Genomic DNA, 26739 nt, shown 5'->3' on the forward strand with positions numbered 1-26739 from the left:
GATTCCCTAACCCGTGCCCGATCAGACAATTTGGAGGCTTCCCACATGCTTGACCTGCATGGCATTTCGCGTGCCGCGTTCGATCTCGTCGTCGCCGAGGAGGTGACGAGCCGGGAGTGGTACGAAAAGAAGTACCGCCACGTGCTGGAGTGCCCCGGCCAGCAGTCCGGCCCGACCGGCGGCATCGGCTACGATTTCGGCACGCAGACCAAGGCGCAGATCCGGGCCGACTGGGGCGACAAGGTCGACGCCGGCATGCTCCGGATCATGCTGGCTGCGTCCGGTGTGCGCGGCGAGGCGGCGAGGGCCTATTCGCGCCAGACGCAGGGGCAGGTCGACATCCCCTGGGACGTCGCGCTCGATGTCTTCAGCAATCATGACCTGCCGCGTTATCTCGGCATCCTGGATCATTACTGCCCGGGCGCGGACCGGCTCGGCCCGGACTGCCGGGGCGCGCTGTTCTCGATCGCGCAGAACCGTGACGCCGCGGGCTTCGTCAGGGCCGGGGCGCGCTATGCCGAGATGCGCGAGATCCGCGCCTGCGTGGCGAGCAGGGATCTCGCGCGCATCCCCGGCCTGATCCGCTCGATGAAGCGGCTGTGGCCGCCGACCAACGGCGTCTACAAGCGGCGCGAGCATGAGGCCGTGCTGTTCGAGCGCGGGCTCGCCGAGCATCATCCGGAGCAGCACGCACGACTCGAGGTGACACCGCCGGCGCCGGACCCGGACCTGGTCGTGCAGGTCCAGACGCGGCTGCGCGAGCTTGGCTATTACGACACCGGCGCCGTCGACGGCCAGCTGGTGCCGAAGGGGCGGACCGAGGCGGCCATTCTCGCGTTTCGCCACGAGCATGATCTGCCTCTCGTCCCCGGCATCGACGACGATCTGCTCGCCGCGATGGCGCGGGCTGAGCCGCGGCAGGTCTCGGAGATCCGCAGCAATGCGACCACAACCGATTTGCGCGAGCAGGGCTCAGAGACGATCGCCATCACCGACCAGGTCAAGGGCTGGGCCGGCAAGCTGTTCGGCGGCTCCTCGACGCTCGGCGTCGGCGGACTGCTCGCCTGGATCACCGACAAGGCGACGGCCTTCTCCGGCGCCAAGGACGCGGTTGGCGGCCTCGGCATCCCGCCGGCGGCGATCGCCTGGCTGCTGGCGGCCGTCGTGGTGCTCGCCATCGTCGCCGGCCTCGGCGTGCTGATCTGGTTTGTGGCGCACAAGGTCGAGGTCAAGCGCGTCGTCGACTATCGCGCGGGCAAGAACACATGAACGGCGCCATCATCGCCGCGATCGTGCGGCTCGCCGGGCTTGCCGGCATCAAGCTGTCGCCGTTCTGGGCCGGCGCGGCGCTCGCTGGCGCTCTCGCGCTGATCGTCGGCTGCGCGGCCATGGTCGCCGGCGTTCACCTCTACAGCGCCGGCTATGCGGCGGCGGACGGCGCCTGGCGCGAGAAGGCGCTCGACGCGCAGCTCGCCGCGGCGCGCAAGGATCTTCTCGAGGCCAACCGCGCAGCCGGCGACGCCGCGCTGCGGGCGAGGGCCATCGAGCAACAGGCAGAGCAGGAAAAGGTGGGAACCGATGCCTATGTCGACGAGCTGGAGAAACGGAATGCTGCGCTGGCGGCGACCGGCAAGCCGAACGCTTGCGGTCTCACTTGCGACGATCTGCGTGGGATGCGCATCAAATCCGCAGCTTGCCCCGCTCCACCGGGATCTGCCGGCGGCATCGGCGCAGATCTTCGCGCCCGTGCGCGATCCCTCCGCAAGCCTCAATAGCGACGCGCGCGAGCGCCTGGCGCGCACGCGCGATGCGCTGAAGGAAGCGAACGAGCGGCTCGAGCAGGGGCGCGCCTGGTACGAGGGCGTGCGGCAGTCCTACGGCGAGGGCGCGAAGTGAGCCGCGATGTTGTCACATGGGGGGCGGTCGCAGTTGCGATCGGCTCCGTCATCTCGATCGTTACGTTCTGGACGCGTTACTCCGATCGGCTGACCGCGGCGCGGGGAAAGGCCGACCAGGCGATCAAGGAAGCTGACGAAGCAGCGAAAGACGCTGCAGCGGCCAGCGCGAAGGCTGATGCGCTCTCTGCCAAGCTCTACCAGATCGAGATCTGGGCGCGCGACGAATTCGTCCGCAAGTCGAGCTTTGAAACCGTCGTGGCGCGCGTGGAGCGCGGCTTCGCCGATCTCAAGACCGAGATCTCGAACCGGCTCGACAAGATGTCCGACAAGATCGACCACATGGGGCCACGGTCATGAAAATCGAACCGCAGATCCTGCGCCACGGCCTCGACCAGGCCGTGTTTGGCGTCGCCTCGATCAAGCTGCTGGTCTCGCTCGCCATCGTCATCGCGCTGCTGTCGCTATTCGCAGCGATCGCCGAGGTGCGCCGGCAGCGCTCGACCTCGGCCGCGGGCTGGCTCGCCGGCGTTGCGCTCGTGGCGGCGATCGTGGCGGCCATCCTGGTCGGTAGCGTGACGCCGACCTACGCCTAGAGATCGACGATTGAATTCGTCCGCAGCTTCCTCCCGCGGACGACGGTGGCCGGCTGACGGTTTTCTGAGGTGCCCACGGTATAATACGCCGGACCCCACAAGGGCAGACGCCACGGACCTATCAAAACTGCCTATGGCGTGTGCCCTTGTTGTGCTAGCTTTGGCCCGGGGGTACGCGCTGGCCAGCGAGTACCTCCCTCTTAACCTTAGATCCCGTCTCTTTGGTTCTTCCTTGGAGGCGGGATATTTTTCCGCCAGCAAACGAGGGGCCACCACGCTCTTAGTGCTCAAGACCGCCAGCTCATGATTGTGTTTGCGAGAAATTTCGAGAGTGGCAGGGGAACACCATCTCGGCGCTCTCGTTACCGCCTCTAACGCTCTAACGAGGAGGCCAAAATGAAGCTTGCCACATTTCTGGTTCTCGGTTCCCTCGCCATTGGCTCAGCAGCGAGAGCAGACCAGCCCGGACCTGACTGGATGCCGATGGAGCAAGTGAAGGCTAAGGTCATGGAGTCGGGCTATTCGCAGGTCACTAAGCTTGAAGCCGACGACGGCCGATGGGAGGGCGAAGGCATCAAGAACGGACAGAAGATGGAATTCCATGCCGACCCTAAGACCGGCGTGATCGTGCGCGAAAAGCCAGACCACTAGCCTTGAGAAGATGCAAGGTGGGTTGCCAGTTGTGCTTCGCATTCTGAGCCGCCTCTTGGGGGTGGAGTCATTGACGCATCAGCATCTGGCCCGAAACGACGATCGGGATCGCACTGAAAATGCGCACCAAGGATGTCACCAAGGCCGCCGCGCTCTACATGCTCAAGAATGGTCTTGCGAGCTATAAGGAAGTCGCCGAGCTTTCCGGTCGATCACGGCAACTCATTCGCATTTGGGGCGGGAAGGTTGGTGCACCGGGAGCCCGAAAACGATATCTGAAGAAGGTCTGGACCCGCGCTAAACGGTTGCGCGGTTGACCGCTGGGTTCGAGGCCGCAGTTGCGAGCGCGTGATCTACTTCGGAAACAACTTGTCCCGGATGTAGCGCGACGTGGGCGTGAGTCTGATGCCGCGCGGCTTGCGCCAAGCCGCTTTGTCGATCTCGTTCTTATCGCCGATCCTCAGGGGACCGGACGCCTTCTTGGCCACAAAGATCGCGTCGCTCATCTGTCGTCCGGATTGACGGTTTTTTCCCTTTACCTCTTTCCAGAGCTTCACCGGCCCAAGTTTTAGCTTCGGCAGTTCTTCGGTGATCTCGCGGCGAAGACACTTCCTCTCACTTTCACCCGCACGCTTACGGCCGCCCGGGAACGCCCAGCGCTTATCGCGCCGTCGTCGGACCAGAAGTACTCGCCCATTCTTCGCGGCGACAAGTTTCGAGGATTTAGCCATCTTCCTGCGAATCGATTTTACAATCCGGCATCAGTTTACAGCGGAGTTCCTCCCGCAGTGAAGAGCATGGTTCCCCCATTATTACGGAGCAATCGGTTTACGTCCAATTCATCGGCGTGTCCCCATGCCGCCTCGGGCGGCGGTGATGTGTGCGCGGTGCTGGTAGCTCTCGGCCGGTTTCCAACTGTCGAATGTGGTCCCGCAGACGCAGCGCATCAGGGGGCTCCGGATCTCGCTGTCGAGCTTCTCGCCCCGAGCCCGCTTGGCCGCAACCTCGGCCCGCCAGTCGTGATCGCGGCGCCATTCGGCGAAGGCATTGTCAGGGATGCTAGGCCGTAGCTCCGACCATACGGTTTCGAAAGCCTCGCGCGCGGCTTGGAAGGTGGCGGCTATCCCACTCCGCCATGTGCCTGGCTCCATGCCGGGATAGAAGCCGATTGACCAACCCCAGTGATCGGCGTGCACAGGTACGCCGGCGCGCGCACCGATGGTCCCGATGCGGACGTCGCCGGAATAGATGTGCCAAATCTCCTCGTGCGGATTGTCGGAGCGGCGGCGGGTGAGGGCGGTCATGGCCGAATTATGTAAGCGAACGTAGCGAGCAAATGCTCTTCAAAACTGTGTATCAGAGTGTGTAACAGCCTTTTAGGCCGTCAGTTAGAGACTGATTTTGTGGATGGATTTTGGCGCACTTGGCGCGGTGGCGCTTCCTAGCGGCGCCGTGCTGCCAACGGGAAGAAATTGGGGGGTGCGCTATCATCCTGGGAGGCTTGCGCTCCCCAGGATGGTCTTCTTTGAAGCCGAAACGCTACTTCGCCGCTGGAACGTGCGGATATGCGCGCCCAAACTTTATGTCGGCAATGCGGCCTTGGTTAAGGCGGTAATCGGCGGCGATTTCCGAGTATTTTTCGCCGTCGTTGATGCGCTTTTTTATTATAGCGACTTGCTCTTCGGTCAGTTCACCAAGCGTTGTCATTGTCGCTCAACGACCGCTCTTGTGCTTCGTCGGATCGACCAGCTTGTATCCCATTCCGGGCTTCGGAGTTGGCGGGAGCGGTTCCCCTCGAGTTACAGTTCGCTCTTGGCCGCTCTCGCCGCCGCGGACTCCTACGATCTCATATTGCCCGGATCGGGGAGCTGTTTCGCCTGGCTTGAAGACTTTCGACATTACTGGACCTTTCTCGCGGACTTGAGAATTAGGCCCTTTGGCGCTATCAACCATTTGCGGACGGGTGCTTAGCGGTCTTCGCGCTTCGCGGCGCCGCTGGCCGGAAAGCACCAAGACAAAAGGGCAGCACGAACCATTCGTGCTGCCCTTATTTATTTGATCCGCAATCGCCATCGCAAGATGGCACACGATCCCAAGCGAGATATTAGCGACGTCAACGGAATTAGCAATGGGGACGCGTTGCCACCATTCAACCCCAGTTAGCAACGTGTTGCTAATGCAACACGTTGCTAACTGGGGTTGAGCGACATGTCAAGAATGCAACCCCTTGAAATACCTAGCTCCAATATTGTATGAACAGAAATCCGGTGTTGCAAAAAAGGTAAGTGCAACATGAGCTCAACCGACTCCGACAACGTGCTCGAGCGCAGATTGCTGCTCGAACTAAAAGAGATTGAGACCAAAATTGGTCTGCTGACGCAGGAAAAGGCGGCGTTGGAGCGTCTTCTGCTGACGGTGCGACGAAGAAACCCGCTCACGATGCGCACGGACGTGACTAGGAAGAACAGTGTCCGGCGAGTACTGGTTGAAAGCGTTGTCGTCGAGAATTTGAGAAATTCGAAGAGCGGCTCGCGAAAGACGCACGAGTTGCTCAGAGAGATGCAGATTGTCGACCCTCAAATGAATCCGAGCACCTTCAGATCGACCCTCCACCGCATGAAAGCTCGCGGCATCGTAGCCAATCCAAGAGACGGGGCGTGGGAACTGACTAGGGCGCAATCCTGATGATCTCGAAGGAAGAAGCGTTGCCAATCGAGATGGAAAACATAATAAATTCAGTCGGGGGATAATCCACCCGTTGCCAAAAAACTCGTACAAGAACAACGATGGGCGCATGCTTGGGAGACTAGGGCCGGAGATTCAAATCCCGTCCTGTGATCCACTTCTCAGCTTGGCACCCGCGTCCTTCAAGCTGCCCTCGAGCGCCGCTTTGGCCGGGTGAACCTAGCCGACGAGACGAAGCCTTGGCCGCTTAGCAGAGGACGTTTCGCCGAATGTCTTTTTCCGCGGAAGTAAATAACTTACCCAGGCTTCGAGCACTTCGCGTCGGCGATCCAGCATCTCGCTCGTCCAATAGGACAGCTCGGCCTCGTCGCCGATGCGGTGGGAGAGACAGAACTCCAGCACCTCGCGGCGGAAGTTGTGCTCGCGATTGTCGGCGCCCCAGTTGCGGAACGTGGTTCGCATTCCGTGCATGGTTGCATTGAAGCCTGCGCGCTTGATTGCGCCGACCAGCGCGTTCGCGCGGAAGGCCTTGTGATCAGCAGCATGGTCAGAGGGGAATACATAGCGCCCGACGCGCGGCATCGACTGAATGATGGCGATGGCCTGGTCGGTGAGGGGCACAAGGTGTGGCTTACCCAATTCACCCTTGACCTTCATTTTCTGCGCGGGGATCAGCCACGTCCGCTTCACGAAGTCGAGCTCCTCCCATTCCATCCAGCGGATCTCCTGGCTGCGAGAGCAGCAGAGGATGCCGACCTCGACGCACCGCGCGACGGGATAGGGATCGTAAGCCAGCGCTGCCATCAGCGCCGGCGCGCTCTCGTATTTCAGCGATGGGTGGCCCTTCTTGCGGTTCAGCTTCCTGGGAGACGGCAGAAGGTGTTTGAGATTGTCTCGCCACGCTGCCGGGTTTTCACCGGTACGATATTTCTCGACCTTGGCGGCGCTGAGAACCCTCTCCAAGCGCTCGCGCGTGCGACCGGCGCTTACCGGCTTCTCCCACCAGATCGTCTTGAGGGCCTCGACAACGTGCGTGGTGTCGATCTCGTGGAGCTTCTTCTGATGGAGCTTGGAAAGGTCGCGTAGCGATCGCGCCCAAGCCTGAACCTCCTCGTCCTGCTCGGTGCGGCCGCGCAACCATTCTGCCGTCTTTGCTCTCCAATATTCATGGAAGGCCATGTCGCCTTTCGCGGCGAGCTGCTTCTTGTGACGTGGATCGATGCTGTCTTTTTTCAATGCCAGCCGATACTCGCGTGCCTGGTCGCGCGCCTCGGTGAGGGACAGCTCACCGGGCTTGTCGCCGACAGAGGCAAATTCCATCAGGGCGCGCTTGCCGTCCGGTGCGGTAAAGCGGAAGGCCCAGGCGCGCTCTCCGCTCTCTCGGACAATCAGATAGAGCCCGCCGCCGTCGGCATACGCTCCAGGTTGCTTGGATTTAACTTGGCTGGAGTTCAGCGCCATTTTAGGTTCCTTACGGTACCACCTCCGTCACGGATCACTTGGCGGGAGAAAGACAATCGCTTACCTCTTTTTGACCGATGCTCTACCGCGCTAGGCGATAGCGGGTGATATCAGGCGGTGGCTGATACTTGCAACGGTTTGAAGGTAAATGCAAATCTGGTGGTAGACGATGCTCAGCGATACCCCGCGATACACTCAGATTGGGTACCGGATCCGTGACGGCATTCGGTAAACTCGTCCGCACCACGGCATTCCGGCTGACGCTGGTCTACCTGTTCCTGTTTGCGATTTTCGCGGCCTCGCTGCTCGGCTATTTCGCCTGGAATACGCGGCGGCTGATCACCGAGGAAATCACGCAGACGGTCAATGCCGAGACCTCGGAGATCAACGAGATCTACGGCCGTCGCGGCCTGCGCGGCCTCGTGCTCGCGATCGAGTACCGGGCGCTGCGGCCGGGCGCCAACCTCTATCTCGTGACCACGCCGACCGGGCAGGCGATCGCCGGCAATGTCGGCTCGCTGGCGCCGGGCGTAATGGCGACGCGCGGCTGGTCGGAGACGGCCTACAAGCGGATCGAGGACGCCGACGAGCGCGACCATCGCGCGCTGGTGCGCGTCACCGAGCTCGAAAACGGTTTCCGCCTCCTGATCGGCCGCGACCTCGACGAGCGGCGGCGCCTGTTCGGGATCGTCGCCAAGGCCGCGCAATGGTCGATCCTGATCGTGGTCGTGCTGGGCCTCGGCGGCGGCATCTTCGTCGCGCGCCGCGTGCTCACGCGCATCGATGCGATGACCGGCACCGCGCAGCGCATCATGACCGGCGATCTCAGCGGGCGCCTGCCGGTGGGGCGCAGCGGCGACGAGCTCGATCGTCTTGCGGAAAACCTCAATGCGATGCTGGAGCGGATCGAGGCGCTGATGGCGGGGCTGAAGGAAGTCTCCGACAACATCGCCCACGACCTCAAGACGCCACTGACGCGTCTGCGCAACCGCGCCGAGGAGGCGCTGGCGAAATCGGGCAGCGAGACCGATTACCGAGCGGCGCTGGAGCGGACCATCGAGGAATCCGACGGCTTGATCCGCACCTTCAATGCGCTCTTGATGATCGCGCGCGCCGAGTCCGGCCAGGCGCGCGGCAACATGGATGATTTCGACGCCGCCGAAGTCGCGGGCGGCATCCACGAGCTCTACGAGCCGCTGGCCGAGGACGATGGCATGACCTTGAAGGTCAAGGCCGAGCCGACGCCGGTTCACGCCAACCGCGAATTGATCAGCCAGGCGCTCGCCAACCTGGTCGAGAACGCGATCAAGTACGGCAAGCCGGTCGCGCAGACCGGTGGAACCGTGGTCAGCATGGACTCCAGGCAGATCATCATCGAGGCGAAGCGCGAGGGCGACCAGGTGCTGCTCAGCGTCACCGATCGCGGCCCTGGTATCCCCGAAGCCGACCGCAAGCATGTCGTCGAGCGATTCGTGCGGCTTGAAGCCAGCCGCACGCTGCCGGGCTCCGGCCTCGGTCTCAGCCTTGCCGCCGCGGTTGCGACGTTGCATGGCGGAGAATTGCGGCTGGGTGATGCCCAGCCCGGCCTCGTCGCCACGCTGGTGCTCCCGGCGCGCGCCGGCGACAGGGTTGCTCCGCCAATGCAGGATGTGCCACAGAAGGTGGCATGAACCACTCCGCGCCGGGAAACGCGGACAAGACTGGTGAGAGCCTCGCCGCGCGCTTTGCGGAGGCTCCCCATATTGCCGCTTCCACCACCGACGAACGACGTCTTGAAAGCTGGCTGGCCGAGCTCGAGCCGGCGCAATCGGCCCGTCTTGGCGTGTCGCTGGCTCATCCCTTCGCGCGGGATATTCTGGCCGGCATCGCAGAATTCTCGCTCTATTTGTTCGATCTGGTGCGCACTGACCCGCTGCGGCTGATCCGGTTGCTGGAATGCGATCCGGATGCGCATCTCGCCCTGCTGATCGCGGAGGCGAGGGACGCGGTGCTCGCGGCAGGCGACGAAGCCGAGGTGATGCGGCTGCTTCGCAGGATGAAGGCCGAAGCGGCGCTTCTCACTGCGCTGTGCGATATCGGTGGCGTCTGGCCGGTGATGCGGGTGACGGCGGCGCTGACCGATGTCGCGGTATCCTCGGTGCAGGCGGCGCTCCAGTACCAGCTGCGGCAGGAAGCCGCACGTGGAAAGATCCTGCCGCCCAATCCCGAAGCTCCGGAAGAGGGCTGCGGCCTGATCGTGCTCGCGATGGGCAAGATGGGGGCGGGCGAGCTGAACTATTCCAGCGACATCGACCTCATCGTGTTCTTCGATCCCGATGCCACGACGCTCGCGCCCGACATCGAGCCGCAGCCGTTCTTCGTGCGGGTGACGCAGGGCGTGGCGCGCATTCTCCAGCAGCGTACCTATGACGGCTACGTCTTCCGCGTCGACCTGCGCCTGCGTCCCGATCCGTCCTCGACGCAAGTGGCGATTTCGCGAGACGCCGCGCTGAACTATTACGAGCGGGAAGGGCGCACCTGGGAGCGTGCTGCGATGATCAAGGCGCGTGCCTGCGCCGGCGATGCCAAAGCGGGCGAGGCGCTGCTCGCCGAAATCGCGCCCTTCGTCTGGCGCAAGCATCTCGACTTCGCCGCGCTTGCCGACGTCCACGACATGAAGCGGCAGATGCAGACCTATCGCGGCCAGAGCGAGATCGCGGTCGAGGGGCACAACGTCAAGGTCGGCCGCGGCGGCATTCGCGAGATCGAATTTTTCGCGCAAACGCAGCAGCTGATCGCCGGCGGTCGCCATCCGGAGTTGCGGGTGCGGCCGACGCTCGCCGCGCTCGATATTCTCGCCACCAGCAACTGGATCACCTTTGCCGCGCGTGACGAGCTGACCATTGCGTATGAATTCCTGCGCCGTGTCGAGCACCGCCTCCAGATGATCGCCGACGAGCAGACCCATGCGTTGCCCGACGACAAGGAGGCGGTCGAGCGCTTTGCGCGCTTCTTCGGCTATCCGGATCGCGAAGCCTTTGCGCGCGACCTGTTGCGGCAGCTCCAGATCGTGCAAGGACACTACGAAAAACTGTTCGAGGGCGATGACCCGACCGGCACAGCAAAGCTGCCGGCGCTCGACTACAGTGCAGGTCCTGACGATCCGCGCCTGCTGCAATATTTGACGACGCTCGGCTTCAAGAAGCCGGCCGCGCTCGCGCAGACCATACGTGACTGGATCACCGGCGACTACCGCGTGTTCCGCAACGACCAGACGCGAAGCGCTTTCGTCGAGTTCGTGCCGGCCCTGATCGACGGCCTCGCGCGGGCCGAGGAGCCGGATCGCGCCGTCGTGGCGTTCGATCAGTTCCTCCAGGCACTCCAGCTTGGCGGGCGGCTGATCACGCTGCTCGGCCAGAACCGCGATCTCGTCGCGCTCGTGGCGCTGGTGCTCGGCGCGGCGCCGCGGCTCGGCGAGATGCTGGCGCGGAAGCCGCAGCTCATGGATGGCCTGATCGATCCCAGATTCTTCGGCGCGATGCCGGACAAGCAGGAATTGTCGGCGCGATTGGCCGCGACGGTGCGCGACGCCGACTCCTATGAGGAGTTTCTCGACCGTCTCCGCCTGTTCGGGCAGGAGAGCCTGTTCCTGATCGGCACGCGCATTCTCTCCGGTACGGTCTCGGCGCAGCAGGCCGGCACGGCTTTCGCCGATGTCGCCGAAGGCATCGTCCACACCGTGCACGATCTTGTCGCCGAACGCTTCGCCGCCCAACACGGACGTATCAAGGATCAGGAGACCGCGATCATCGCGATGGGCCGGCTCGGCAGCCGCGAGATGACGGCATCGTCCGATCTCGACCTGATCCTGCTGTACGATTTCGACGGCGACAATCCGGACTCCGACGGGGCCAAATCGCTTCAGGGCGCCCACTACTTCGCGCGCTTCACCCAGCGCCTGATCAGTGCCTTCACCACACGCACCAATTACGGTGTGCTGTACGAGATCGACATGCGGCTGCGCCCGTCGGGACGCGCCGGTCCGGTGGCGTCGAGCCTCGTCTCATTCGCGGACTACCAGGCCAACGAGGCCTGGACCTGGGAGCACATGGCCCTGACCCGCGCCCGCGTGGTATCGGCCTCGGATGAATTCCGTGAGCGGATCGAGCGTATCATCCGCGATGTCCTGACCCGCCGCCGCGATCGGGCGACCATCGCCAACGACGTCGCCGACATGCGGCGCGCCATCGCGCAGGAGAAGGGCGAAAGCGACCATTGGGATCTCAAATACGCCGCAGGCGGCATGGTCGATATCGACTTCATCGCGCAATATCTCCAGCTCGTGCACGCCCATGACAAGCCTGAAATTCTCGACGTCAGCACCCTTCAGGTTCTGGACAACGCCGCCAAGCTCAACGTGCTCCCGCAATCGGAGGCGGAGATCCTTCGCGCGGCGGCGCGGCTCTATCACGACCTGACGCAGATCCTGCGTCTCTGCGTCAGCGACGGCTTCAAGCCCGAGACCGCCGGCACCGACCTTCAGCGCGTGATGGCGCGCGCCGGCGATGCGCCCGACTTCTCGTCGCTGGAGGCGCGCGTGAAGGAAACGCAGAGCGAGGTGAGGCGCGTATTTACGGCGCTGCTGGAAGGGACGTCGTCTGCTTCAGCGAGGTGAGAGCCTCGCGCACGTTCGGCTCCAGGCCGGCGCCGCCCGCGTCGAGATGGGCGAAGATCGCGCGCTTCATCCGGGGATCCCAGAACTTCTTGATGTGGTCGGCGATCCCCGGCACGGCCTTGTCGTGGCCCTGGCTCTTGAAGAAGGTACCGATCTGGTTGGCCATGTAGACGAGGCGGTCAGGCGACGACATCGATAATCTCCTGAGCACGATGAGCCGTAACGCGACTCTGGTGCGTGAATACTTCAAACCCATCGCTGCGGGCAATCGCGATCAACGTGATGCCGGCGGCCTCCGCGGTGCGAACCGCGAGCGCGGTGGGCGCCGAGACGGCGACCAGCACCGGGGCGCCGATTGCGGCCGTCTTCTGCACCATCTCGACCGAGACACGGCTCGTCAGCAGCACCATGCCCACGCTAGCGTCCGTCCGGCTGCGCGCCAGCGAACCTGCGAGCTTGTCTAGCGCGTTATGGCGGCCGACGTCCTCGCGCAGGGCCACAATGCCATTCGATGGCGACCAGAAGGCTGCAGCGTGGACCGCGCGCGTCTGCATGTTGATCGATTGCAGGGGCGCGATCGCCTGCATCGCCGTCATGATCTGTTGCGGCGTGAAGCTGGACCCTGGTGGGACGACGGCCGCGGGCCGCACGGCCTCGGCGATTGAATCGATGCCGCAAATGCCGCAGCCGGTCGGGCCGGCAATGTGCCGCCGCCGCTCGCTGATGCGCGCGGCATCTTCCGACGCCAGCCACATGCGCAGCTCGATGCCGTCGTCGAGGCGGACCACTTCGAGCGACTTGATGTCGTCGACCGACCTGATGATGCCTTCGTCCAGGCTGAAGCCGACCGCAAAATCCTCGAGGTTCTGTGGAGTCCCCATCATGACGGCATAGCTGCCGCCGTTATAGGTCAGCGCCAGCGGCGTCTCCTCCGGGATCAGGCGCGCGCCTTCGGACGCGACTCCGTCGCGCCAGATCTCGCGGTCGATGGCCTGGACCGGCACGTGCATGCCGTTACTCCGCTGCCTCGGCCGGCGCGATGCGGCGGGAGTGCTGCGCCTGCGCGTCATAGGCCTTCTGCCAGTCGGACGGGCCGTTCGACGGCGAGATCTGCACCGCGGTGACCTTGTATTCGGGGCAGTTGGTGGCCCAATCCGAATAGTCGGTGGTGATGACGTTGGCCTGCGTGTCCGGGTGATGGAAGGTGGTGTAGACGACGCCCGGTGAGACGCGGTCGGTGATCTCCGCGCGCAGCGTGGTTTCGCCCGCACGGCTCGCGAGCCGCACCCAGTCGCCGTCACGCACACCGCGCTGCTCGGCGTCGTGCGGATGAATCTCGAGCCGGTCCTCGGCATGCCAGACCACGTTCTCGGTGCGCCTTGTCTGCGCGCCGACATTGTACTGGCTGAGGATGCGGCCCGTGGTGAGCAGCAGCGGGAAGCGGGGGCCGGTACGCTCGTCGGTCGCGACATATTCGGTGACGATGAACTTGCCCTTGCCGCGGACGAAGCCGCCGATATGCATCACCGGGGTGCCCTCCGGCGCTTTCTCGTTGCAGGGCCACTGCACCGAGCCGAGTTCGTCGAGCTTGGCGTAGGAGACGCCGGTAAACGTCGGCGTCAGTGCCGCGATCTCGTCCATGATCTCGGACGGATGGCTGTAGTTCATCTCGAAACCCATGGCCTTGGCGAGGGCGATGGTGACCTCCCAGTCGGCCATGCCGTTCTTCGGCGTCATCACCTTGCGGACGCGCTGGATGCGGCGCTCGGCGTTGGTGAAGGTGCCGTCCTTCTCGAGGAAGCTCGAGCCGGGCAGGAAGACATGGGCGTAGTTTGCGGTCTCGTTCAGGAAGAGGTCGTGAACGATGACGCATTCCATCGACGACAGCGCCGCCACGACGTGCTTGGTGTTGGGATCGGACTGGAGGATGTCCTCGCCCTGCACGTAGATGCCCATGAACGTGCCTTCGATCGCGGCGTCGAACATATTGGGAATGCGCAGGCCCGGCTCCGGGTTGAGCTTGACGTTCCACAGCGCTTCGAACTGGTCGCGCACGGCGTCGCCCGAGATGTGGCGATAGCCGGGCAGCTCGTGCGGGAACGAGCCCATGTCGCAGGAACCCTGCACGTTGTTCTGGCCGCGCAGCGGGTTCACGCCGACGCCGGGGCGGCCGATATTGCCGGTCGCCATCGCGAGGTTGGCGATCGCGATCACGGTGGTCGAACCCTGGCTGTGCTCGGTGACGCCGAGGCCGTAATAGATCGCGCCATTGCCGCCGGTGGCGTAGATGCGCGCGGCTTCACGCAACACCTGCGGATCGACGCCGGTGAGGATCGCGGTGGCTTCCGGGCTGTGTTTCGGCTGGGCGACGAAGGCGGCCCATTCCTCGAACTCGGCCCAGTCGCAGCGCTCGCGCACGAAGGCTTCGTTGGCGAGGCCCTCGGTGACGATGACATGCGCCAGCGCCGTCACGACGGCAACGTTGGTGCCGGGCATCAGCGGCAGGTGCAACGCCTTTACGTGCGGCGATTCCACCATTTCGGTGCGGCGCGGATCGATCACGATCAGCTTTGCGCCCTGGCGCAGCCGCTTCTTCAGGCGCGAAGCGAACACCGGGTGAGCGGAGGCGGGATTTGCACCAATGATGACCGCGACGTCGGTATCTTCCACCGAGTCGAAGTCCTGCGTGCCGGCCGACGTGCCGAAGGTCTGCGACAGACCATAACCGGTCGGCGAATGGCAGACGCGGGCGCAGGTGTCGACATTGTTGTTGCCGAAGCCGCCGCGGATCAGCTTCTGCACCAGATAGGTTTCTTCGTTGGTGCAACGGGACGAGGTGATGCCGCCGATGGCGTCACGGCCGTATTTCTTCTGGATGCCGCGCATCTTGGCAGCGGCAAACGAGAACGCCTCATCCCAGGACACTTCGCGCCAGGGATCCTCGATCCGCTCGCGGATCATCGGGTTGAGGATGCGCTCCTTGTGGTTGGTGTAGCCCCAGGCGAAGCGGCCCTTGACGCAGGAATGGCCGCGATTGGCCTTGCCGTCCTTGTACGGCACCATGCGCACGACTTCCTCGCCGCGCATCTCGGCCTTGAAGGCGCAGCCGACGCCGCAATAGGCGCAGGTGGTGACGACGGAGTGCTCGGGCTGGCCGATCTCGATCACCGACTTTTCCGTCAGCGTCGCGGTCGGGCAAGCCTGCACGCAGGCGCCGCAGGAGACGCATTCGGAGCCGAGGAAGCTCTCGCTCATGCCGGGCGAAACGCGGCTGTCGAAGCCGCGGCCCGAGATGGTCAGTGCGAAGGTGCCTTGCACTTCCTCGCAGGCGCGGACGCAGCGCGAGCAGACGATGCACTTGGAGGGATCGTAGGTGAAGTAAGGATTGGACTCGTCCTTCGGCATCCAGGCGGCGTTGATCTCGCCATGGGATTTTGCGAAGACGTGGTTCTCGCCCTCATAGCCGTAGCGCACGTCGCGGAGGCCCACGGCGCCGGCCATGTCCTGCAATTCGCAATCGCCATTGGCGCCGCAGGTGAGGCAGTCAAGCGGATGGTCGGAGATGTAGAGCTCCATCACGCCCTTGCGCAGCTTCTTCAGCCGTTCGCTCTGGGTGTGCACGACGAGGCCGTTCATGGCAGGCGTCGTGCAGGAGGCCGGCGTGCCGGCGCGGCCCTCGATCTCGACGACGCAGAGACGGCAGGAGCCGAACGCGTCGACCATGTCGGTCGCGCAGAGTTTTGGGATCTGGTGGCCTGCATCCATCGCGGCCCGCATGATCGAGGTGCCCTCGGGCACCGTGACCTGGTTGCCGTCGATGGTCAGCGTCACCATCGTCGTCGATTTGGAGCGCGGTGTGCCGTAGTCGATTTCTTCGATCAGAGACATCGTCGTTCTCCTATTCCGCGGCCTGAAGCGTGGTCGGGGCCGGGATGAAATCTTCCCGGAAATGCTTCAACGCGCTGAGCACGGGGTAGGGCGTGAAGCCCCCGAGTGCGCAGAGCGAGCCGAATTTCATGGTGTTGCAGAGGTCTTCGACGAGCGCGAGATTTTCGCTCACGCGCTCGCCGCGGATGATCTTTTCGACGGTCTCGACGCCACGGGTCGAGCCGATCCGGCAGGGCGTGCACTTGCCGCAGGATTCGATGGCGCAGAATTCCATGGCGAAGCGCGCCTGCCTGCGCATGTCGACGCTGTCGTCGAACACGACGATGCCGCCATGGCCGATCAGGCCGTCGCGTGCGGCGAAGGCTTCGTAGTCGAACGGGGTGTCGAACAGCGCGCGCGGGAAGTAGGCGCCGAGAGGGCCGCCGACCTGCACCGCGCGAACCGGACGGCCCGTGAACGTGCCGCCGCCGATGTCGTCGACGAGCTCGCCGAGCGTCACGCCGAACGCCGTCTCGAACAGCCCGCCATGGCGGATGTTGCCGGCGAGCTGGATCGGCATCGTGCCGCGCGAGCGGCCCATGCCGAAATCAGCGTAGGCCTTGGCACCTTCGGCGAGGATGAAGGGGATGGCGGCGAATGACAGCACGTTGTTGATGACGGTCGGCTCGCCGAACAGGCCGTGATGCGCGGGCAGCGGCGGCTTGGCGCGGACCAGGCCACGGCGGCCTTCGAGGCTTTCCAGCAGCGAGGTCTCTTCGCCGCAAACGTAAGCGCCGGCGCCGACCCGCACTTCGAGATCGAAGCTGTAGGTGGAGCCGCCGATCTTGTCGCCGAGATAGCCGCCGCGCTTTGCTGCCTTGATGGCCGCGTTCATCGCTTCGACTGCGTGCGGGTATTCGCTGCGGATGTAGATGTAGCCCTTGGTCGCGCCGACGGTGATGCCGGCGGTCGTCATGCCCTCGATCACCAGGAAGGGGTCGCCTTCCATGATCATGCGGTCGGCGAAGGTGCCGCTGTCGCCTTCGTCGGCGTTGCAGACGATGAATTTGCGGTCGGCCTTCGCTTGCGCGACGGTCTTCCACTTGATGCCGGTGGGGAAGCCCGCACCGCCGCGGCCACGCAGGCCGGATGCGGTGACCTCGGCGAGGATCGCATCCGAGCCGAGCGACAGCGCGCGCTCGAGGCCCTTGTAGCCGCCATGGGCGCGGTAGTCGTCAAGCGAGCGCGGATCGATCACGCCGCAGCGGGCGAAGGTGAGACGGGTCTGGCGCTTCAGCCAGGGGATCTCGTCGGTTGCGCCCAGCCGCAGCAGATGCGGCGTGTTGCTGGCGAGGGCGTCGAGCAGGGAGGGCACATCGGCCTCGGTGACCGGGCCGAACGCGATCCGGCCCTGCGGCGTCGCAACCTCGACCAGCGGCTCCAGCCAGTACATGCCGCGCGAGCCGGTCCTGACGATCTCGACTGCAACGCCGCGCTTGGCCGCATCCTGCTCCAGCGCCAGCGCAACCTCGTCGGCGCCAACCGCAATCGCACCCGCATCGCGTGAGACGAATAGACGCATGCTCATCGCTGTGCCTCCGCGACCAGTGCATCGAGGCGCTTCTCATCGAGCCGGCCAATGAGGCGGCCGTCGAGCATGGCGGACGGTGCGGTCGCGCACAGCCCGAGGCAGTAGATCGGCTCCAGCGTGACGCGATCATCGGCGGTCGTGTTGCCGAGGGGCACGCCAAGCTTCGCCTCGGCGCGCGCAGCGAGAGCATCGCCGCCCGCAGCCTGACACGCTTCCGCGCGACAAAGCTTCAGGACATGACGTCCGGCCGGCTTGTGCCGGAAATCATGGTAGAAGGTGAACACGCCATGCACCTCGGCGCGCGACAGATTCAGCGCCTGCGCCACCATGGGGATCGCCGCCTCCGGCACATAGCCGAACGCCTTCTGAAGGGCGTGCAGGATGACCAGCGTCGCGCCCTCTTGCTTCGCATGTTCGGCGATGATCTCTGCGCCGCGCGTCTCGTCCCAAGGCTCGTAAACCGCTGTCATTCTTTGTTCTCAGATTGAGCGTCCCTTGATCGCAAACTATTTGGAATCGTTCGAAGATCAATAAAGCTGTCTCATGCTGCGATTGCGAATTCTGATCGATCTGGAAGCGCAATCGGGCGATACGGAAATGCAATTAATCGCGTTCCGCTTGCCGGTTTTTCCGTGTTGGTAATGACCTGCCGTGCTAGCTTGCATGCCACGATGGCATCCGAGGGGACGACCGGTTGATCGACAAGCTTGAACTGCTGCTGGCGCTGGCGAAGGAGCGGCATTTCGGACGCGCTGCAGAAGTCTGCGGCGTGACGCAACCGACGATGTCGACCGGGCTCAAGCAGCTCGAGGAGATCCTCGGCGTGATGCTGGTCCAGCGCGGCTCCCGCTTCCAGGGTTTTACCCCCGAGGGCGAGCGCGCGCTGGATTGGGCGCGGCGGATCGTGGGCGATGCCCGCGCCATGCGTGACGAGATCAACGGGCTGAAGCATCAGCTCTCCGGCGAAATCCGCATCGCGGCGATCCCGACCGTGCTCGGCATGGTCGCCCAGCTGACGACGCCGTTCCGCGCCAAGCATCCCGAGGTGCGATTTCGCATCCAGTCCACCACCTCATCCGAGGTGCTGGGGCTGCTCGAAAATCTCGAGGTCGATGCGGGGCTGACCTATATCGAGAACGAGCCGATCGGCAAGGTGCGCACCATTCCGCTCTACAACGAGAGCTATCGCCTGCTGACCGCGCCGGATGGAATGTTCGGCGATCGCGAGACGGTGACGTGGAAGGAGGTCGGGCAGGTGCCGCTGTGCCTGCTGACGCCCGACATGCAGAACCGCCGCATCATCGACCGCGCGCTCCGCTCGGTCGGCGCGGAGGCGACGCCAACCCTGACCTCGAACTCGCTGCTCGTGCTGTTCACGCATGTGAAGACGGGGCGCTGGGCGAGCGTGATGCCGGCCAAGCTTGCCGAGACGCTCGGCCTGTCCGATACGGTGCGTTCGATCCCGATCACCGATCCTGATGTCAATTACAGCATCGGCATGGTGATCCCGCAGCGCGATCCGATGACGCCGCTGATCGCGGCGCTGGTCAACGTCGCGCGCGAAGTGGCGCCGTCGCTGCAATTGTAGGGTCTACAGCGTTTTCGAGCGAAGTGGATACCGGTTCGGCAGGGCCCGAGCAAGCGCCTCGTCCTTCGAGACGACCGCTTCGCGGTCTCCTCAGGATGAGGCTCCGTTGTATCGGTGTTCGCTGAAACTGCTGCTGCGCACTCTGCCCTCATCCTGAGGGCCCGCCGGAGGCGGGCGTCTCGAAGGATGGCCGCAGGCGAGCTTCCCGCCATGCTCTAGGCCGCAGCCGACATCCCGGACGCCGCCTTGATCGCATCGCGCGGCAGGGTCACGCGGACGACGGTGCCCACCTCGATCTTCGAGCGCAGCCGCATCGAGCCGCCGTGGAGCTGCGCCAGCGAGCGCGCGATCGCAAGTCCAAGTCCGGAGCCGTGGTAGGTCTTGGTGAGCTGGCTCTCGACCTGCTCGAACGGGCGGCCGAGCCGTGCCAGCGAATGCGGCGCGATCCCGATGCCGGTGTCGGCGATCAACAGCACGATCTTGTCGTCGAGCTGCCGGCTGCGCACCACGATGCGTCCGCCGTCGGGCGTGAATTTCACCGCATTGGAGAGCAGGTTGACGATGATCTGCTTGGTCGCGCGGCGGTCGGCAACGACCGAGATCGATTTCTCGATCCCGGCGTCGAGCGTCAGATGCTTGTCCTGCGCGCGGCCGGAGACGACGCGGAGGGACTCCGCGAGCGTCTGTCCGAGGTCGAGCTCTTCCATGTCGAGCTTCATGCGGCCGGCTTCGATCTTGGACATGTCGAGGATGTCGTTGATGACTTCGAGCAGGTAATGGCCGCTGGTCAGGATGTCCTGGCAGTATTCCTGGTACTTCTCCGAGCCGAGCTCGCCGAACATGCCCGAGCCCATGATCTCGGAGAAGCCGATGATGGCGTTGAGCGGCGTGCGCAGCTCGTGGCTCATATTGGCGAGGAATTTCGACTTGGTCTGGTTGGCTTCCTCGGCGCGGGTCTTCTCGCGCTGATACTTCTCGGCGAGGTCGGCGAGCTCGTTGGTCTGGCGCTCCAGCGCCGCCTGGGAGCGCTTCAGGTCGATGACGGTGGCGCGCAGGCGCAGATCGTTGTCGACCAGCTTCTGCTCGTGCTCCTTGATGCGGGTGATGTCGGTGCCGACCGAGACGTAGCCGCCGTCCTTGGTGCGGCGCTCGCTGATGTGCAGCCAGCTGCCGTCGTCGAGCTGCGCCTCGAAGGTGCGTGCGCCCGGACCCTGGCTGGCCGTCTCGTTGTGGCGGGTGCGCACCTCCGGCATGCGGCCGACTTCGAGCACGGTCTCGTAGGAGGTGCCGGGGATGACGGCGCTGTCGGGCAGCTTGTGCAGGCGCTGGAAGTGCGAGTTGCAGAGCACGAGGCGGTCGCTCGCGTCCCACAGCACGAAGGCCTCCGGAATGGTCTCGATGGCGTCGCGCAGGCGGAGGTCGGCTTCGACGGTGCGTTCGGCGAGGCTCTTCTGCTCGGTGATGTCGACGGCGATCCCGATCAGGTGCACGCTGGAATCGGTCGCCCCGTGCGTCTTCTCGCAGCGGACGCGGAGCCAGATCCAGTGACCGTCGACGTGCTGCATGCGGAAGGTCTGGTCGATATGGTCGATCTTCCCGGAGATGAGCTGGTCGGCGATCTCGAACAGGTCGATGTCGTCGGACTTCACCAGCGCGTTGACCTCGCCGAAGGTGAGGAGCTCGTTACGACCGTCGAGGCCGAGCATCGAAAACATCGACTGCGACCAGAAGATCCGGCCGCGCGACAGATCCCAGTCCCACAGGCCGCAGCGGCCGCGGTTGAGCGCGGTGTCGATGCGGCCGCGCACGGCGTCGTTGATGAGGTCGCCCTCGCGGGCGCGGGTCGACTGCCAGTGGAAGGCGAAGCCGAGGATCAGGACCACGAAGCCGGTGGTCGCCGACAGCGTCACCGAGAGCGCGGCGTCCGAGCCCCAGATCGGCTCGTTGCGCTCCTGGATCACGGTGACGAGGCCCGGCAGCGACTTGATCTGCCGCGAGGTCACCATCGCGGCGTTGCCGTTCGGCAGCGTCATGTCGGAGACGTTGTTGTCGCGCGGCGGCGCCGCGACCAGTTGCGCCGTGGTGATCGCATCGAGCAGGCGGTCGTTGCCTGAGGGGTCGCGGTCGATCGGAATGCGGGCGAGGATGCGGCGGTCGACGCCGGCCGAGGTGACGACGACGTGGCGGCCGGAGGCCGTGCCCCAGGACGGGATCAGATCGGGCAGCAGCGTCGGCAGGTTCTCGATGTTCTTGAGCCGCTCCTGCCGCGACGAGGTCAGGCGATCGATCCGCTCTGCGAGCAGGTCGGCCAGCGCCGAGATGTCGTGGCGGAGCACCTGCCGCTTCTGGCGCGTCTGATCGACGACCTGCACGAACGCGCCGAGACAGATCGTGACCAGGAACGCGATGATCAGCGTCGGCACGGCGCGGCGCAGCGCCGGCTCCGCGATCAGGAGCCGATGATAGGCAGGTTTCGCGATCGATTGCGCCAATCCCTTGATCGAATCGGATTGGACGCGCACGTTCGCGGCGTCTGCACGCGACATGCCTTCTGCCCCCTGGAAAACCTGCTTGCAACTTAAGTTCGGAAGCAGCCCCACATCGCTTCCGAATCATGACCGATTTGAATCCAGTTTTCGCAGGCTGTCGAGAGTCAACGAATCGTTAACGCGAATTTATTCTTATCCAACGCGCACTTTGCGTCCGCAAACTTACGTGCGTGGCGAGTCCGAAACGAGAACATGTGACTCCCCGCACATTTCGCGTCACGCCCGCGGCGGCTCGGCGTGACTGATCACGCGCTTCACGCTCGGGAACGCGCGGCGGAGCGCGCGCTCGATCGCGTCGACATGCTCGTGCACCTTGATCACGCTCATCGAGGGCGTGGCACGGCAGTGGAAATTGACGATCTCGCCGGCGTCGGTGTTGCGGACACGCACATTGTGGATGTCGTAGATCTCGCCGCCGGCGGCATATTCCGTCAGGGCGGAGGCGATGGCCCGCACCCGTTCCGGCACGGCATCGACCCCGAACGGCAGTTCCGGTTCCAATGGTTCGATATGGACGTCCACCTCGACGTCGGCGCCGAACTCCTCCTGGATGCTGCGCTCCAGCGTGTTGGCGATGTCATGGGCGGCGTCGAGCTGCATCCCGGCGTCGACCTCGAGGTCGATGCCGACGATGAGCTTGGCGCCGAGGTCGTGCACCGTGACGTGGTGGATGGCGAGGCCGGAATTGTGTGCGATGACCATGATCCGGTCGCGCACGGTCTCGTTGTCGCGCGCGACGGGGACGGCGGTGAAGGTAAGGTCGGCGTCGCCGAATGCCTTGTCGACCGCCGCCTGCGCCTTGCGCTTGATCTCCTCGACGCGGTCGATCGGATAGGTTCGCGGCACCTTCGCGATGGTGTCGATGAACATGGTCGCGCCCACCATGCGCAGCCGCAACCGCTCGACGTCGATCACGCCGGGCACGCCAAGGATCGCGGCCGTGGCCTTCTCCTGCGCGCCCTCGGGGGCGCGATCGACCAGCGTCTGCACGGTCGAGCCGGCCATGCGCAGGCCGAGCAGGGCGATCATCACGGCGACGGCGGCAGCGGCCGCGGCGTCGCCCCACCAGAAGCCGAGGGCGGCCAGGATCAGGCCGATGATCACGGCGAACGAGCCGAGTACGTCGGAGGCGAAATGCAGCGCGTCCGCCGCGAGCGCCTGGCTGCGCGTTTCCCGTGCGGCGCGGTGCAGGGCGCGGGCACGCCACAAGTTCACGACGATGTCGATCACCAGCACCACGAACGGTACGGCCGAGATGGTCGGCGGCGGAGTTCCCTCGCGCAGGCGGCTGTAGGATTCGACCAGGATGCCCCCGGCCAGCACGTAGAGCAGGGCGGTGACACCGAGCGCGGAGATGCTCTCCAGCTTGCCGTGGCCGTAATGGTGCTCTTCGTCGGCCGGCTTGTCGGACACCCGCACCACCGCCCAGGTGATGATGGTCGCGACCAGGTCGATCGAGGAATGCAGGGCCTCCGAAATCAGCGCCAGCGAGCCGATCGCGATCCCGACCGCAAACTTGGCCGCTGCCATGCCGCCGCTGGCGAAGATCGAGATTGCGGCGACCGAGGTCTTGTTGTGCTGTGCGCTCATGGCCGGGGATTTAGCAGCCTAGGGCTGAACATCAAGCGACGATCCACAGCTGTAGTCGCGAGTGAGTTGCAGGAGCGAAACTATTGCGAATGCTTCCGAATTGAATGCTCGCTTATGCCACTGGCTCAGTCTCGTAGGGTGGGCAAAGGCGCGTAGCGCCGTGCCCACCAACAAGTGTCTCCTGATCAACCGCTGTGGTGGGCACGCTTCGCTTTGCCCACCCTACGAGACCGCGCGCTCGTCGCCCGGCCAGGCATCACAGCGTCACGACGATCTTCCCCAGATGCTTGTTCGCCTCCATGTGCTCGAACGCCTTGTCGATGTCGGCGAAGGCATAGACCTTGTCGATCGGCAGCTGCAGCTTGCGTGACTCGACCGCGCCCCAGATGTCCTTGCGGACCTCGTCGAAGATCTCGCGGACCTCCTCGATGGTGCGGGTGCGGAAGGTGACGCCGACATAGTCGATCCGGCGTGCGGCATGCAGGTCGAAGTTGAAATCGGCATGGGTGCCGCCGAGCCGGCCGACATTGACGATGCGGCCCTTGACCTTGGTGGCGGCGAGGTTCTGGCTCGCGACCTTGCCCGAGACCTGGTCGACGATGAGGTCGACGCCTTCGCCGTTCGTCGCCTTCAGCACCTCGTCCACCCATTTGGGGTCGGAGGAGTCGACGGCGAGGTCGGCGCCATACTCCCTAAGCCGGCCGCGGCGATAGGGATCGGTCGACGAGCCGATCACGAGCTTGGCGCCCTTGAGCCTCGCAATCTGCATCGCCATCAGACCGACGCCGGAGCTCGCCCCCTGGATCAGCACGGCTTGGCCGGGCTGAATGCCGCCGACGGTGACGACCGCGTTGTGCATGGTCGCGAGCGCGACGGGCAGGGTGGCGGCTTCCTCGAAGTTCATGTTCGATGGCGCGCGGAACAGCCGGCCGTGATCGGCCAGGGTGTATTCGGCGAACGCCGCGCCGCCCGAGCCCATGATGCGGTCGCCGACCTTCACGCCCTTGGCATCCGGTCCGAGCTCGGCGACCTCGCCGGCCCATTCCATGCCGAGCACGGTGCCGGCACCGCCGGCGGCGCCATGGGCGTGGCCCTTGCGCATGCCGGTGTCGGCGCGGTTCAGCCCGCAGGCGCGGACGCGGACCAGCACCTGCGTGCCCTTAGGCTTTGGTTGAGCGACGTCGGAAATCTGAGCGCCGTCAGGGCCGTAGACATAAGCCTTCATGAATTACTCTCGCTTCTTGCAGTGATTATTCAGCGGCTTGTGCGCTCGGATGAGCGATCATGCCTTCGAGCCGGCTGCGAATGATGGCTTCGGCCTCGCGCACGATGCGGGAGATCAGCTCGGCGCAGCTCGGGATGTCCTGGATCAGGCCCTGCACCTGGCCCGCCGACCAGATGCCTTCGTCCGAATTGCCGGTCGCATAGACCATCTTACCACGGGCGCCCGCAACCAGCTCGCGGATGTCCTCGAACTTCGCGCCTTCCTTCTCCATGGCGACGACCTTGGTCGAGATGTCGTTTTTGGCAACGCGCGAGGTGTTGCGCATGGTACGGAAGATCAGCTCGGTCTCGCGCTCGTCATTGGCGACGATCTTCTCCTTGATGAGCTGGTGGATCGGGCTTTCCTTGGTGGCCATGAAGCGGGTGCCCATGTTGATGCCCTCGGCGCCGAGCGCCAGGGCGGCGACGAGGCCGCGGGCATCGGCAAAGCCGCCCGAGGCGATCATCGGGATCTTGATCTTGTTGGCGGCGGCCGGGATCAGGATCAGGCCGGGGGTGTCGTCCTCGCCGGGGTGGCCGGCGCATTCGAACCCGTCGATCGAGATGGCGTCGACGCCCATGCGCTCGGCCGAGAGCGCGTGGCGGACGCTGGTGCATTTGTGCACGATCTTGACGCCATGCCTCCTGAACTCATCGACATGCTCCTGCGGCTTGTTGCCGGCGGTCTCGACCACGGTGATGCCGGCCTCGATGATGGCGGCGCGGTATTCGGCGTAGGGCGGCGGCTTGATCGCGGGCAGGATGGTGAGGTTGACGCCAAAGGGCTTGTCGGTGAGGTCGCGGCAGCGCGCGATCTCCTTGGTCAGGTCTTCCGGGGTCGGCTGGGTCAGCGCCGTGATGAAGCCGAGCGCGCCAGCGTTCGCGACCGCGGCGACCAGCTCGGCGCGTCCGACCCATTGCATGCCGCCCTGGACGATCGGGTGCTCGACGCCGACGAGCTTTGTGAACCGTGTCTGCAGCATGATCTGTTTCCCCCGCCTCGCGTGGCGCTCTGTTATCGGTTGATGGCGGCAGGATGCCGCCGGGGGTAGGAAAAGTCTATCAGCCGGGCGTGCGGGGCGTCATGCGAGCGATGAGGGTGATTCCGCAGGGCGGATAATTGGACGCCGGTTTCCGTCAGGCCGGCACCGCTGAGTCGGTTCTTAGCCCCGCTGCTTCAACACCGTCATTGCGAGCGCAGCGAAGCAATCCAGACTGTCTCCGCGGAGGGACTCTGGATTGCTTCGCTGCGCTCGCAATGACGGTAGAACTACTCCGCCGACAGCCGCACCATCTGGCGGCCGCCGTTCATTTCCTTGAGGCTGTTGACGAATTTTTCCGGGCGCTGCCAGCGGTAGGGGACCTGCAGGCCCATGAACTCGGCGATGTCGCCGATGAAGCCGGTGCAGTTGGTGGTCTCAGCGTTCCAGACCGGCGAGCTCGCCTGCAATTTCTTGATATAGGCGAAGACGCGCTTGGCGTCGGCTTCGCTCAGATAGACGCGGTAGTTCGCGGTCAGATAGTCCGGATCGAGATCGCCGTAGCTCGCGCCGGTTTCGGCTGGCACCCAGGTGAGGTGACCGAGCACATAGGCCCAAGTGTCGCCGGCGGGCGTGAGGCCCGCGACTTCGACGGCGCGCTCGCTGGTCTTGCCGTACCAGACGAACGCATGGCCCCAGCTCGCCGCCGTCCGCGCGCGGAAGTCGACGTAGTAGGGACCTTTCTCTGCGCGTGCGACGGAGCGCCGCGTCGATTGCGGCGCCGGTCGTGATGCGGCGTCGGTCGTAGCAAGCGCATTGGCGTCGGCAACGCGCTTGTTCGCTTCGTGGGCCGAGGCCGAGGGGGTGGTGCAGGCGAGCATCGCCGCGAGAGCGAATCCCGCGAGGATGCAGGATCCCGATCGATCAGATGTGTTCGTCACGTTGTGCCCCTCGACTACCGGCCGCTTACGCAGATTTCTTGCGCGTATTTCCGTTGCGCGTCAGTAGCGCGCAGCGACCGGGCCGGGCGCCTTGCCGATCGGGGCCTTTCCAATCGGGCTCTTGCCAATCGGCATCTTGCCGATCGGCGCCTGCTCCGCAGGATAGACGGGAACGGGCTGGCGACGCGGCAGATCCGCAGCGTTCGCAGCCGTCACCAGAGCAAGCGTCGCACCCAGAGCAATTACAATTTTCTTCACAGTCATACCCCTAGAAGGTTTGGTCCAAACACGGCACGGCCGTGCCCCCAGACACGCCTCATAGAAGGCGGCCGAATGCGTCCAAGTTGCGGCACCCGCGGGACATGTTGGCGGCATTGATCGGGTGCGCGGAGATATGATGTGTCTGGATGTTTCGGCGCGGCGTGATT

The 26739-nt window shown here is 64.6% G+C and carries 26 protein-coding genes; 11 read left to right on the forward strand and 15 right to left on the reverse strand.

The window, feature by feature from the left end; all coding sequences use genetic code 11:
• Positions 1-45 precede the first annotated feature (45 nt).
• The 7 genes from AB7245_RS15270 (at position 46) to AB7245_RS15300 (ending at position 3459) form a co-directional block, all read left to right on the forward strand.
• On the forward strand, positions 46-1269 hold the full coding sequence (locus AB7245_RS15270) for a peptidoglycan-binding protein (protein ID WP_439034412.1): 1224 nt from the start codon (positions 46-48) through the stop codon (positions 1267-1269).
• The gene (locus AB7245_RS15275) at positions 1266-1775 is read left to right on the forward strand and encodes a protease IV (protein WP_439034413.1); all 510 of its coding nucleotides are present in this window, start codon (positions 1266-1268) and stop codon (positions 1773-1775) included. The genes AB7245_RS15270 and AB7245_RS15275 overlap by 4 nt, the downstream gene beginning before the upstream one ends.
• Positions 1747-1896 carry a hypothetical protein gene (locus AB7245_RS15280; RefSeq protein WP_439034414.1) on the forward strand — a complete coding sequence of 50 codons (150 nt, stop codon included), beginning with the start codon at positions 1747-1749 and terminating at the stop codon, positions 1894-1896. Before AB7245_RS15275 ends, AB7245_RS15280 begins: the two co-directional genes overlap by 29 nt.
• On the forward strand, positions 1893-2255 hold the full coding sequence (locus AB7245_RS15285; RefSeq protein WP_439034415.1) for a hypothetical protein: 363 nt from the start codon (positions 1893-1895) through the stop codon (positions 2253-2255). The genes AB7245_RS15280 and AB7245_RS15285 overlap by 4 nt, the downstream gene beginning before the upstream one ends.
• On the forward strand, positions 2252-2491 hold the full coding sequence (locus AB7245_RS15290; protein ID WP_439034416.1) for a hypothetical protein: 240 nt from the start codon (positions 2252-2254) through the stop codon (positions 2489-2491). Before AB7245_RS15285 ends, AB7245_RS15290 begins: the two co-directional genes overlap by 4 nt.
• Positions 2492-2887: 396 nt before the next feature.
• Positions 2888-3142, forward strand: coding sequence for a PepSY domain-containing protein (locus tag AB7245_RS15295; protein ID WP_439034417.1), 255 nt, complete (start codon positions 2888-2890; stop codon positions 3140-3142).
• A gap of 119 nt (positions 3143-3261) precedes the next feature.
• Positions 3262-3459: a hypothetical protein gene (locus tag AB7245_RS15300; protein WP_135217200.1), complete on the forward strand. Its 198-nt coding sequence runs from the start codon at positions 3262-3264 to the stop codon at positions 3457-3459.
• Between the two features lie 36 nt (positions 3460-3495).
• On the opposite strand, the gene AB7245_RS15305 is transcribed toward AB7245_RS15300, so the two are convergent.
• The 3 genes from AB7245_RS15305 to AB7245_RS15315 all read right to left on the reverse strand — a co-directional run bounded on the left by AB7245_RS15305 (position 3496) and on the right by AB7245_RS15315 (position 4849).
• Positions 3496-3873, reverse strand: coding sequence for an NUDIX hydrolase (locus AB7245_RS15305; RefSeq protein ID WP_135217209.1), 378 nt, complete (start codon positions 3871-3873; stop codon positions 3496-3498).
• A 108-nt stretch (positions 3874-3981) separates the two neighbouring features.
• Positions 3982-4446, reverse strand: coding sequence for a hypothetical protein (locus AB7245_RS15310; RefSeq protein WP_439034418.1), 465 nt, complete (start codon positions 4444-4446; stop codon positions 3982-3984).
• A 235-nt stretch (positions 4447-4681) separates the two neighbouring features.
• Positions 4682-4849 (reverse strand): hypothetical protein, encoded by a 168-nt coding sequence (locus tag AB7245_RS15315; RefSeq protein ID WP_439034419.1) that lies wholly within the window; start codon positions 4847-4849, stop codon positions 4682-4684.
• Between the two features lie 585 nt (positions 4850-5434).
• Between AB7245_RS15315 and AB7245_RS15320 the strand changes: the two genes are divergently transcribed.
• Positions 5435-5827, forward strand: coding sequence for a hypothetical protein (locus tag AB7245_RS15320; RefSeq protein ID WP_439034420.1), 393 nt, complete (start codon positions 5435-5437; stop codon positions 5825-5827).
• Positions 5828-6046: 219 nt separating this feature from the next.
• On the opposite strand, the gene AB7245_RS15325 is transcribed toward AB7245_RS15320, so the two are convergent.
• Complete coding sequence (locus tag AB7245_RS15325; RefSeq protein WP_439034421.1) at positions 6047-7288, reverse strand: tyrosine-type recombinase/integrase; 1242 nt, start codon at positions 7286-7288, stop codon at positions 6047-6049.
• A gap of 215 nt (positions 7289-7503) precedes the next feature.
• Between AB7245_RS15325 and AB7245_RS15330 the strand changes: the two genes are divergently transcribed.
• Together AB7245_RS15330 and AB7245_RS15335 are read left to right on the forward strand one after the other, a co-directional pair.
• Positions 7504-8958, forward strand: coding sequence for a sensor histidine kinase (locus tag AB7245_RS15330; RefSeq protein WP_085400602.1), 1455 nt, complete (start codon positions 7504-7506; stop codon positions 8956-8958).
• Positions 8955-11942, forward strand: coding sequence for a bifunctional [glutamine synthetase] adenylyltransferase/[glutamine synthetase]-adenylyl-L-tyrosine phosphorylase (locus tag AB7245_RS15335; RefSeq protein ID WP_439034422.1), 2988 nt, complete (start codon positions 8955-8957; stop codon positions 11940-11942). The genes AB7245_RS15330 and AB7245_RS15335 overlap by 4 nt, the downstream gene beginning before the upstream one ends.
• Here AB7245_RS15335 and AB7245_RS15340 read toward each other — a convergent pair.
• From AB7245_RS15340 to AB7245_RS15360, 5 genes are read right to left on the reverse strand one after another with little or no spacing between them, the layout of a single operon-like run.
• Positions 11899-12135: a formate dehydrogenase subunit delta gene (locus AB7245_RS15340; protein ID WP_028151503.1), complete on the reverse strand. Its 237-nt coding sequence runs from the start codon at positions 12133-12135 to the stop codon at positions 11899-11901. The two genes, AB7245_RS15335 and AB7245_RS15340, sit on opposite strands and share 44 nt — an antisense overlap.
• Positions 12122-12952: a formate dehydrogenase accessory sulfurtransferase FdhD gene (gene fdhD / locus AB7245_RS15345; RefSeq protein ID WP_085400606.1), complete on the reverse strand. Its 831-nt coding sequence runs from the start codon at positions 12950-12952 to the stop codon at positions 12122-12124. The genes AB7245_RS15340 and fdhD overlap by 14 nt, the downstream gene beginning before the upstream one ends.
• 4 nt (positions 12953-12956) lie before the next feature.
• Positions 12957-15830: a formate dehydrogenase subunit alpha gene (fdhF, locus tag AB7245_RS15350; protein ID WP_028155556.1), complete on the reverse strand. Its 2874-nt coding sequence runs from the start codon at positions 15828-15830 to the stop codon at positions 12957-12959.
• Positions 15831-15840: 10 nt separating this feature from the next.
• A complete protein-coding gene (locus AB7245_RS15355) occupies positions 15841-17397 on the reverse strand; it encodes a formate dehydrogenase beta subunit (protein ID WP_354075125.1) in 1557 nt (518 codons plus the stop codon).
• Positions 17394-17870 carry a formate dehydrogenase subunit gamma gene (locus AB7245_RS15360; protein ID WP_354112452.1) on the reverse strand — a complete coding sequence of 159 codons (477 nt, stop codon included), beginning with the start codon at positions 17868-17870 and terminating at the stop codon, positions 17394-17396. The genes AB7245_RS15355 and AB7245_RS15360 overlap by 4 nt, the downstream gene beginning before the upstream one ends.
• A 224-nt stretch (positions 17871-18094) precedes the next feature.
• Between AB7245_RS15360 and AB7245_RS15365 the strand changes: the two genes are divergently transcribed.
• The gene (locus tag AB7245_RS15365; RefSeq protein WP_014496684.1) at positions 18095-18988 is read left to right on the forward strand and encodes a LysR family transcriptional regulator; all 894 of its coding nucleotides are present in this window, start codon (positions 18095-18097) and stop codon (positions 18986-18988) included.
• Between the two features lie 215 nt (positions 18989-19203).
• On the opposite strand, the gene AB7245_RS15370 is transcribed toward AB7245_RS15365, so the two are convergent.
• The 6 genes from AB7245_RS15370 to AB7245_RS15395 all read right to left on the reverse strand — a co-directional run bounded on the left by AB7245_RS15370 (position 19204) and on the right by AB7245_RS15395 (position 26575).
• Complete coding sequence (locus tag AB7245_RS15370; protein ID WP_085400611.1) at positions 19204-21534, reverse strand: PAS domain-containing sensor histidine kinase; 2331 nt, start codon at positions 21532-21534, stop codon at positions 19204-19206.
• A 219-nt stretch (positions 21535-21753) separates the two neighbouring features.
• Positions 21754-23127: a cation-efflux pump gene (locus tag AB7245_RS15375; RefSeq protein ID WP_085400612.1), complete on the reverse strand. Its 1374-nt coding sequence runs from the start codon at positions 23125-23127 to the stop codon at positions 21754-21756.
• 256 nt (positions 23128-23383) lie between these two features.
• The gene (locus tag AB7245_RS15380) at positions 23384-24352 is read right to left on the reverse strand and encodes a quinone oxidoreductase family protein (protein WP_085400614.1); all 969 of its coding nucleotides are present in this window, start codon (positions 24350-24352) and stop codon (positions 23384-23386) included.
• A gap of 25 nt (positions 24353-24377) precedes the next feature.
• The gene (locus AB7245_RS15385) at positions 24378-25373 is read right to left on the reverse strand and encodes an NAD(P)H-dependent flavin oxidoreductase (protein WP_063984534.1); all 996 of its coding nucleotides are present in this window, start codon (positions 25371-25373) and stop codon (positions 24378-24380) included.
• A gap of 287 nt (positions 25374-25660) precedes the next feature.
• On the reverse strand, positions 25661-26311 hold the full coding sequence (locus tag AB7245_RS15390; protein WP_071915558.1) for a hypothetical protein: 651 nt from the start codon (positions 26309-26311) through the stop codon (positions 25661-25663).
• A gap of 60 nt (positions 26312-26371) precedes the next feature.
• Positions 26372-26575 carry a hypothetical protein gene (locus AB7245_RS15395; protein WP_063984531.1) on the reverse strand — a complete coding sequence of 68 codons (204 nt, stop codon included), beginning with the start codon at positions 26573-26575 and terminating at the stop codon, positions 26372-26374.
• Between the last annotated feature and the right edge of the window lie 164 nt (positions 26576-26739).

Source organism: Bradyrhizobium sp. 604_D8_N2_3, assembly GCF_051810765.1.
GTDB lineage: Bacteria > Pseudomonadota > Alphaproteobacteria > Rhizobiales > Xanthobacteraceae > Bradyrhizobium > Bradyrhizobium barranii.

Bases quoted from the DNA above. Each gene is read 5' to 3' on its own strand.
- AB7245_RS15300 (WP_135217200.1), top strand. From the start codon at position 3,262: ATGCGCACCAAGGATGTCACCAAGGCCGCCGCGCTCTACATGCTCAAG.
- AB7245_RS15340 (WP_028151503.1), bottom strand. From the start codon at position 12,135: ATGTCGTCGCCTGACCGCCTCGTCTACATGGCCAACCAGATCGGTACC.
- AB7245_RS15295 (WP_439034417.1), top strand. From the start codon at position 2,888: ATGAAGCTTGCCACATTTCTGGTTCTCGGTTCCCTCGCCATTGGCTCA.
- AB7245_RS15380 (WP_085400614.1), bottom strand. From the start codon at position 24,352: ATGAAGGCTTATGTCTACGGCCCTGACGGCGCTCAGATTTCCGACGTC.
- AB7245_RS15315 (WP_439034419.1), bottom strand. From the start codon at position 4,849: ATGACAACGCTTGGTGAACTGACCGAAGAGCAAGTCGCTATAATAAAA.
- fdhD (WP_085400606.1), bottom strand. From the start codon at position 12,952: ATGCACGTGCCGGTCCAGGCCATCGACCGCGAGATCTGGCGCGACGGA.
- AB7245_RS15355 (WP_354075125.1), bottom strand. From the start codon at position 17,397: ATGAGCATGCGTCTATTCGTCTCACGCGATGCGGGTGCGATTGCGGTT.
- AB7245_RS15310 (WP_439034418.1), bottom strand. From the start codon at position 4,446: ATGACCGCCCTCACCCGCCGCCGCTCCGACAATCCGCACGAGGAGATT.
- AB7245_RS15360 (WP_354112452.1), bottom strand. From the start codon at position 17,870: ATGACAGCGGTTTACGAGCCTTGGGACGAGACGCGCGGCGCAGAGATC.
- AB7245_RS15395 (WP_063984531.1), bottom strand. From the start codon at position 26,575: ATGACTGTGAAGAAAATTGTAATTGCTCTGGGTGCGACGCTTGCTCTG.
- fdhF (WP_028155556.1), bottom strand. From the start codon at position 15,830: ATGTCTCTGATCGAAGAAATCGACTACGGCACACCGCGCTCCAAATCG.
- AB7245_RS15320 (WP_439034420.1), top strand. From the start codon at position 5,435: ATGAGCTCAACCGACTCCGACAACGTGCTCGAGCGCAGATTGCTGCTC.
- AB7245_RS15325 (WP_439034421.1), bottom strand. From the start codon at position 7,288: ATGGCGCTGAACTCCAGCCAAGTTAAATCCAAGCAACCTGGAGCGTAT.
- AB7245_RS15270 (WP_439034412.1), top strand. From the start codon at position 46: ATGCTTGACCTGCATGGCATTTCGCGTGCCGCGTTCGATCTCGTCGTC.
- AB7245_RS15375 (WP_085400612.1), bottom strand. From the start codon at position 23,127: ATGAGCGCACAGCACAACAAGACCTCGGTCGCCGCAATCTCGATCTTC.
- AB7245_RS15290 (WP_439034416.1), top strand. From the start codon at position 2,252: ATGAAAATCGAACCGCAGATCCTGCGCCACGGCCTCGACCAGGCCGTG.
- AB7245_RS15385 (WP_063984534.1), bottom strand. From the start codon at position 25,373: ATGCTGCAGACACGGTTCACAAAGCTCGTCGGCGTCGAGCACCCGATC.
- AB7245_RS15305 (WP_135217209.1), bottom strand. From the start codon at position 3,873: ATGGCTAAATCCTCGAAACTTGTCGCCGCGAAGAATGGGCGAGTACTT.
- AB7245_RS15370 (WP_085400611.1), bottom strand. From the start codon at position 21,534: ATGTCGCGTGCAGACGCCGCGAACGTGCGCGTCCAATCCGATTCGATC.
- AB7245_RS15275 (WP_439034413.1), top strand. From the start codon at position 1,266: ATGAACGGCGCCATCATCGCCGCGATCGTGCGGCTCGCCGGGCTTGCC.
- AB7245_RS15335 (WP_439034422.1), top strand. From the start codon at position 8,955: ATGAACCACTCCGCGCCGGGAAACGCGGACAAGACTGGTGAGAGCCTC.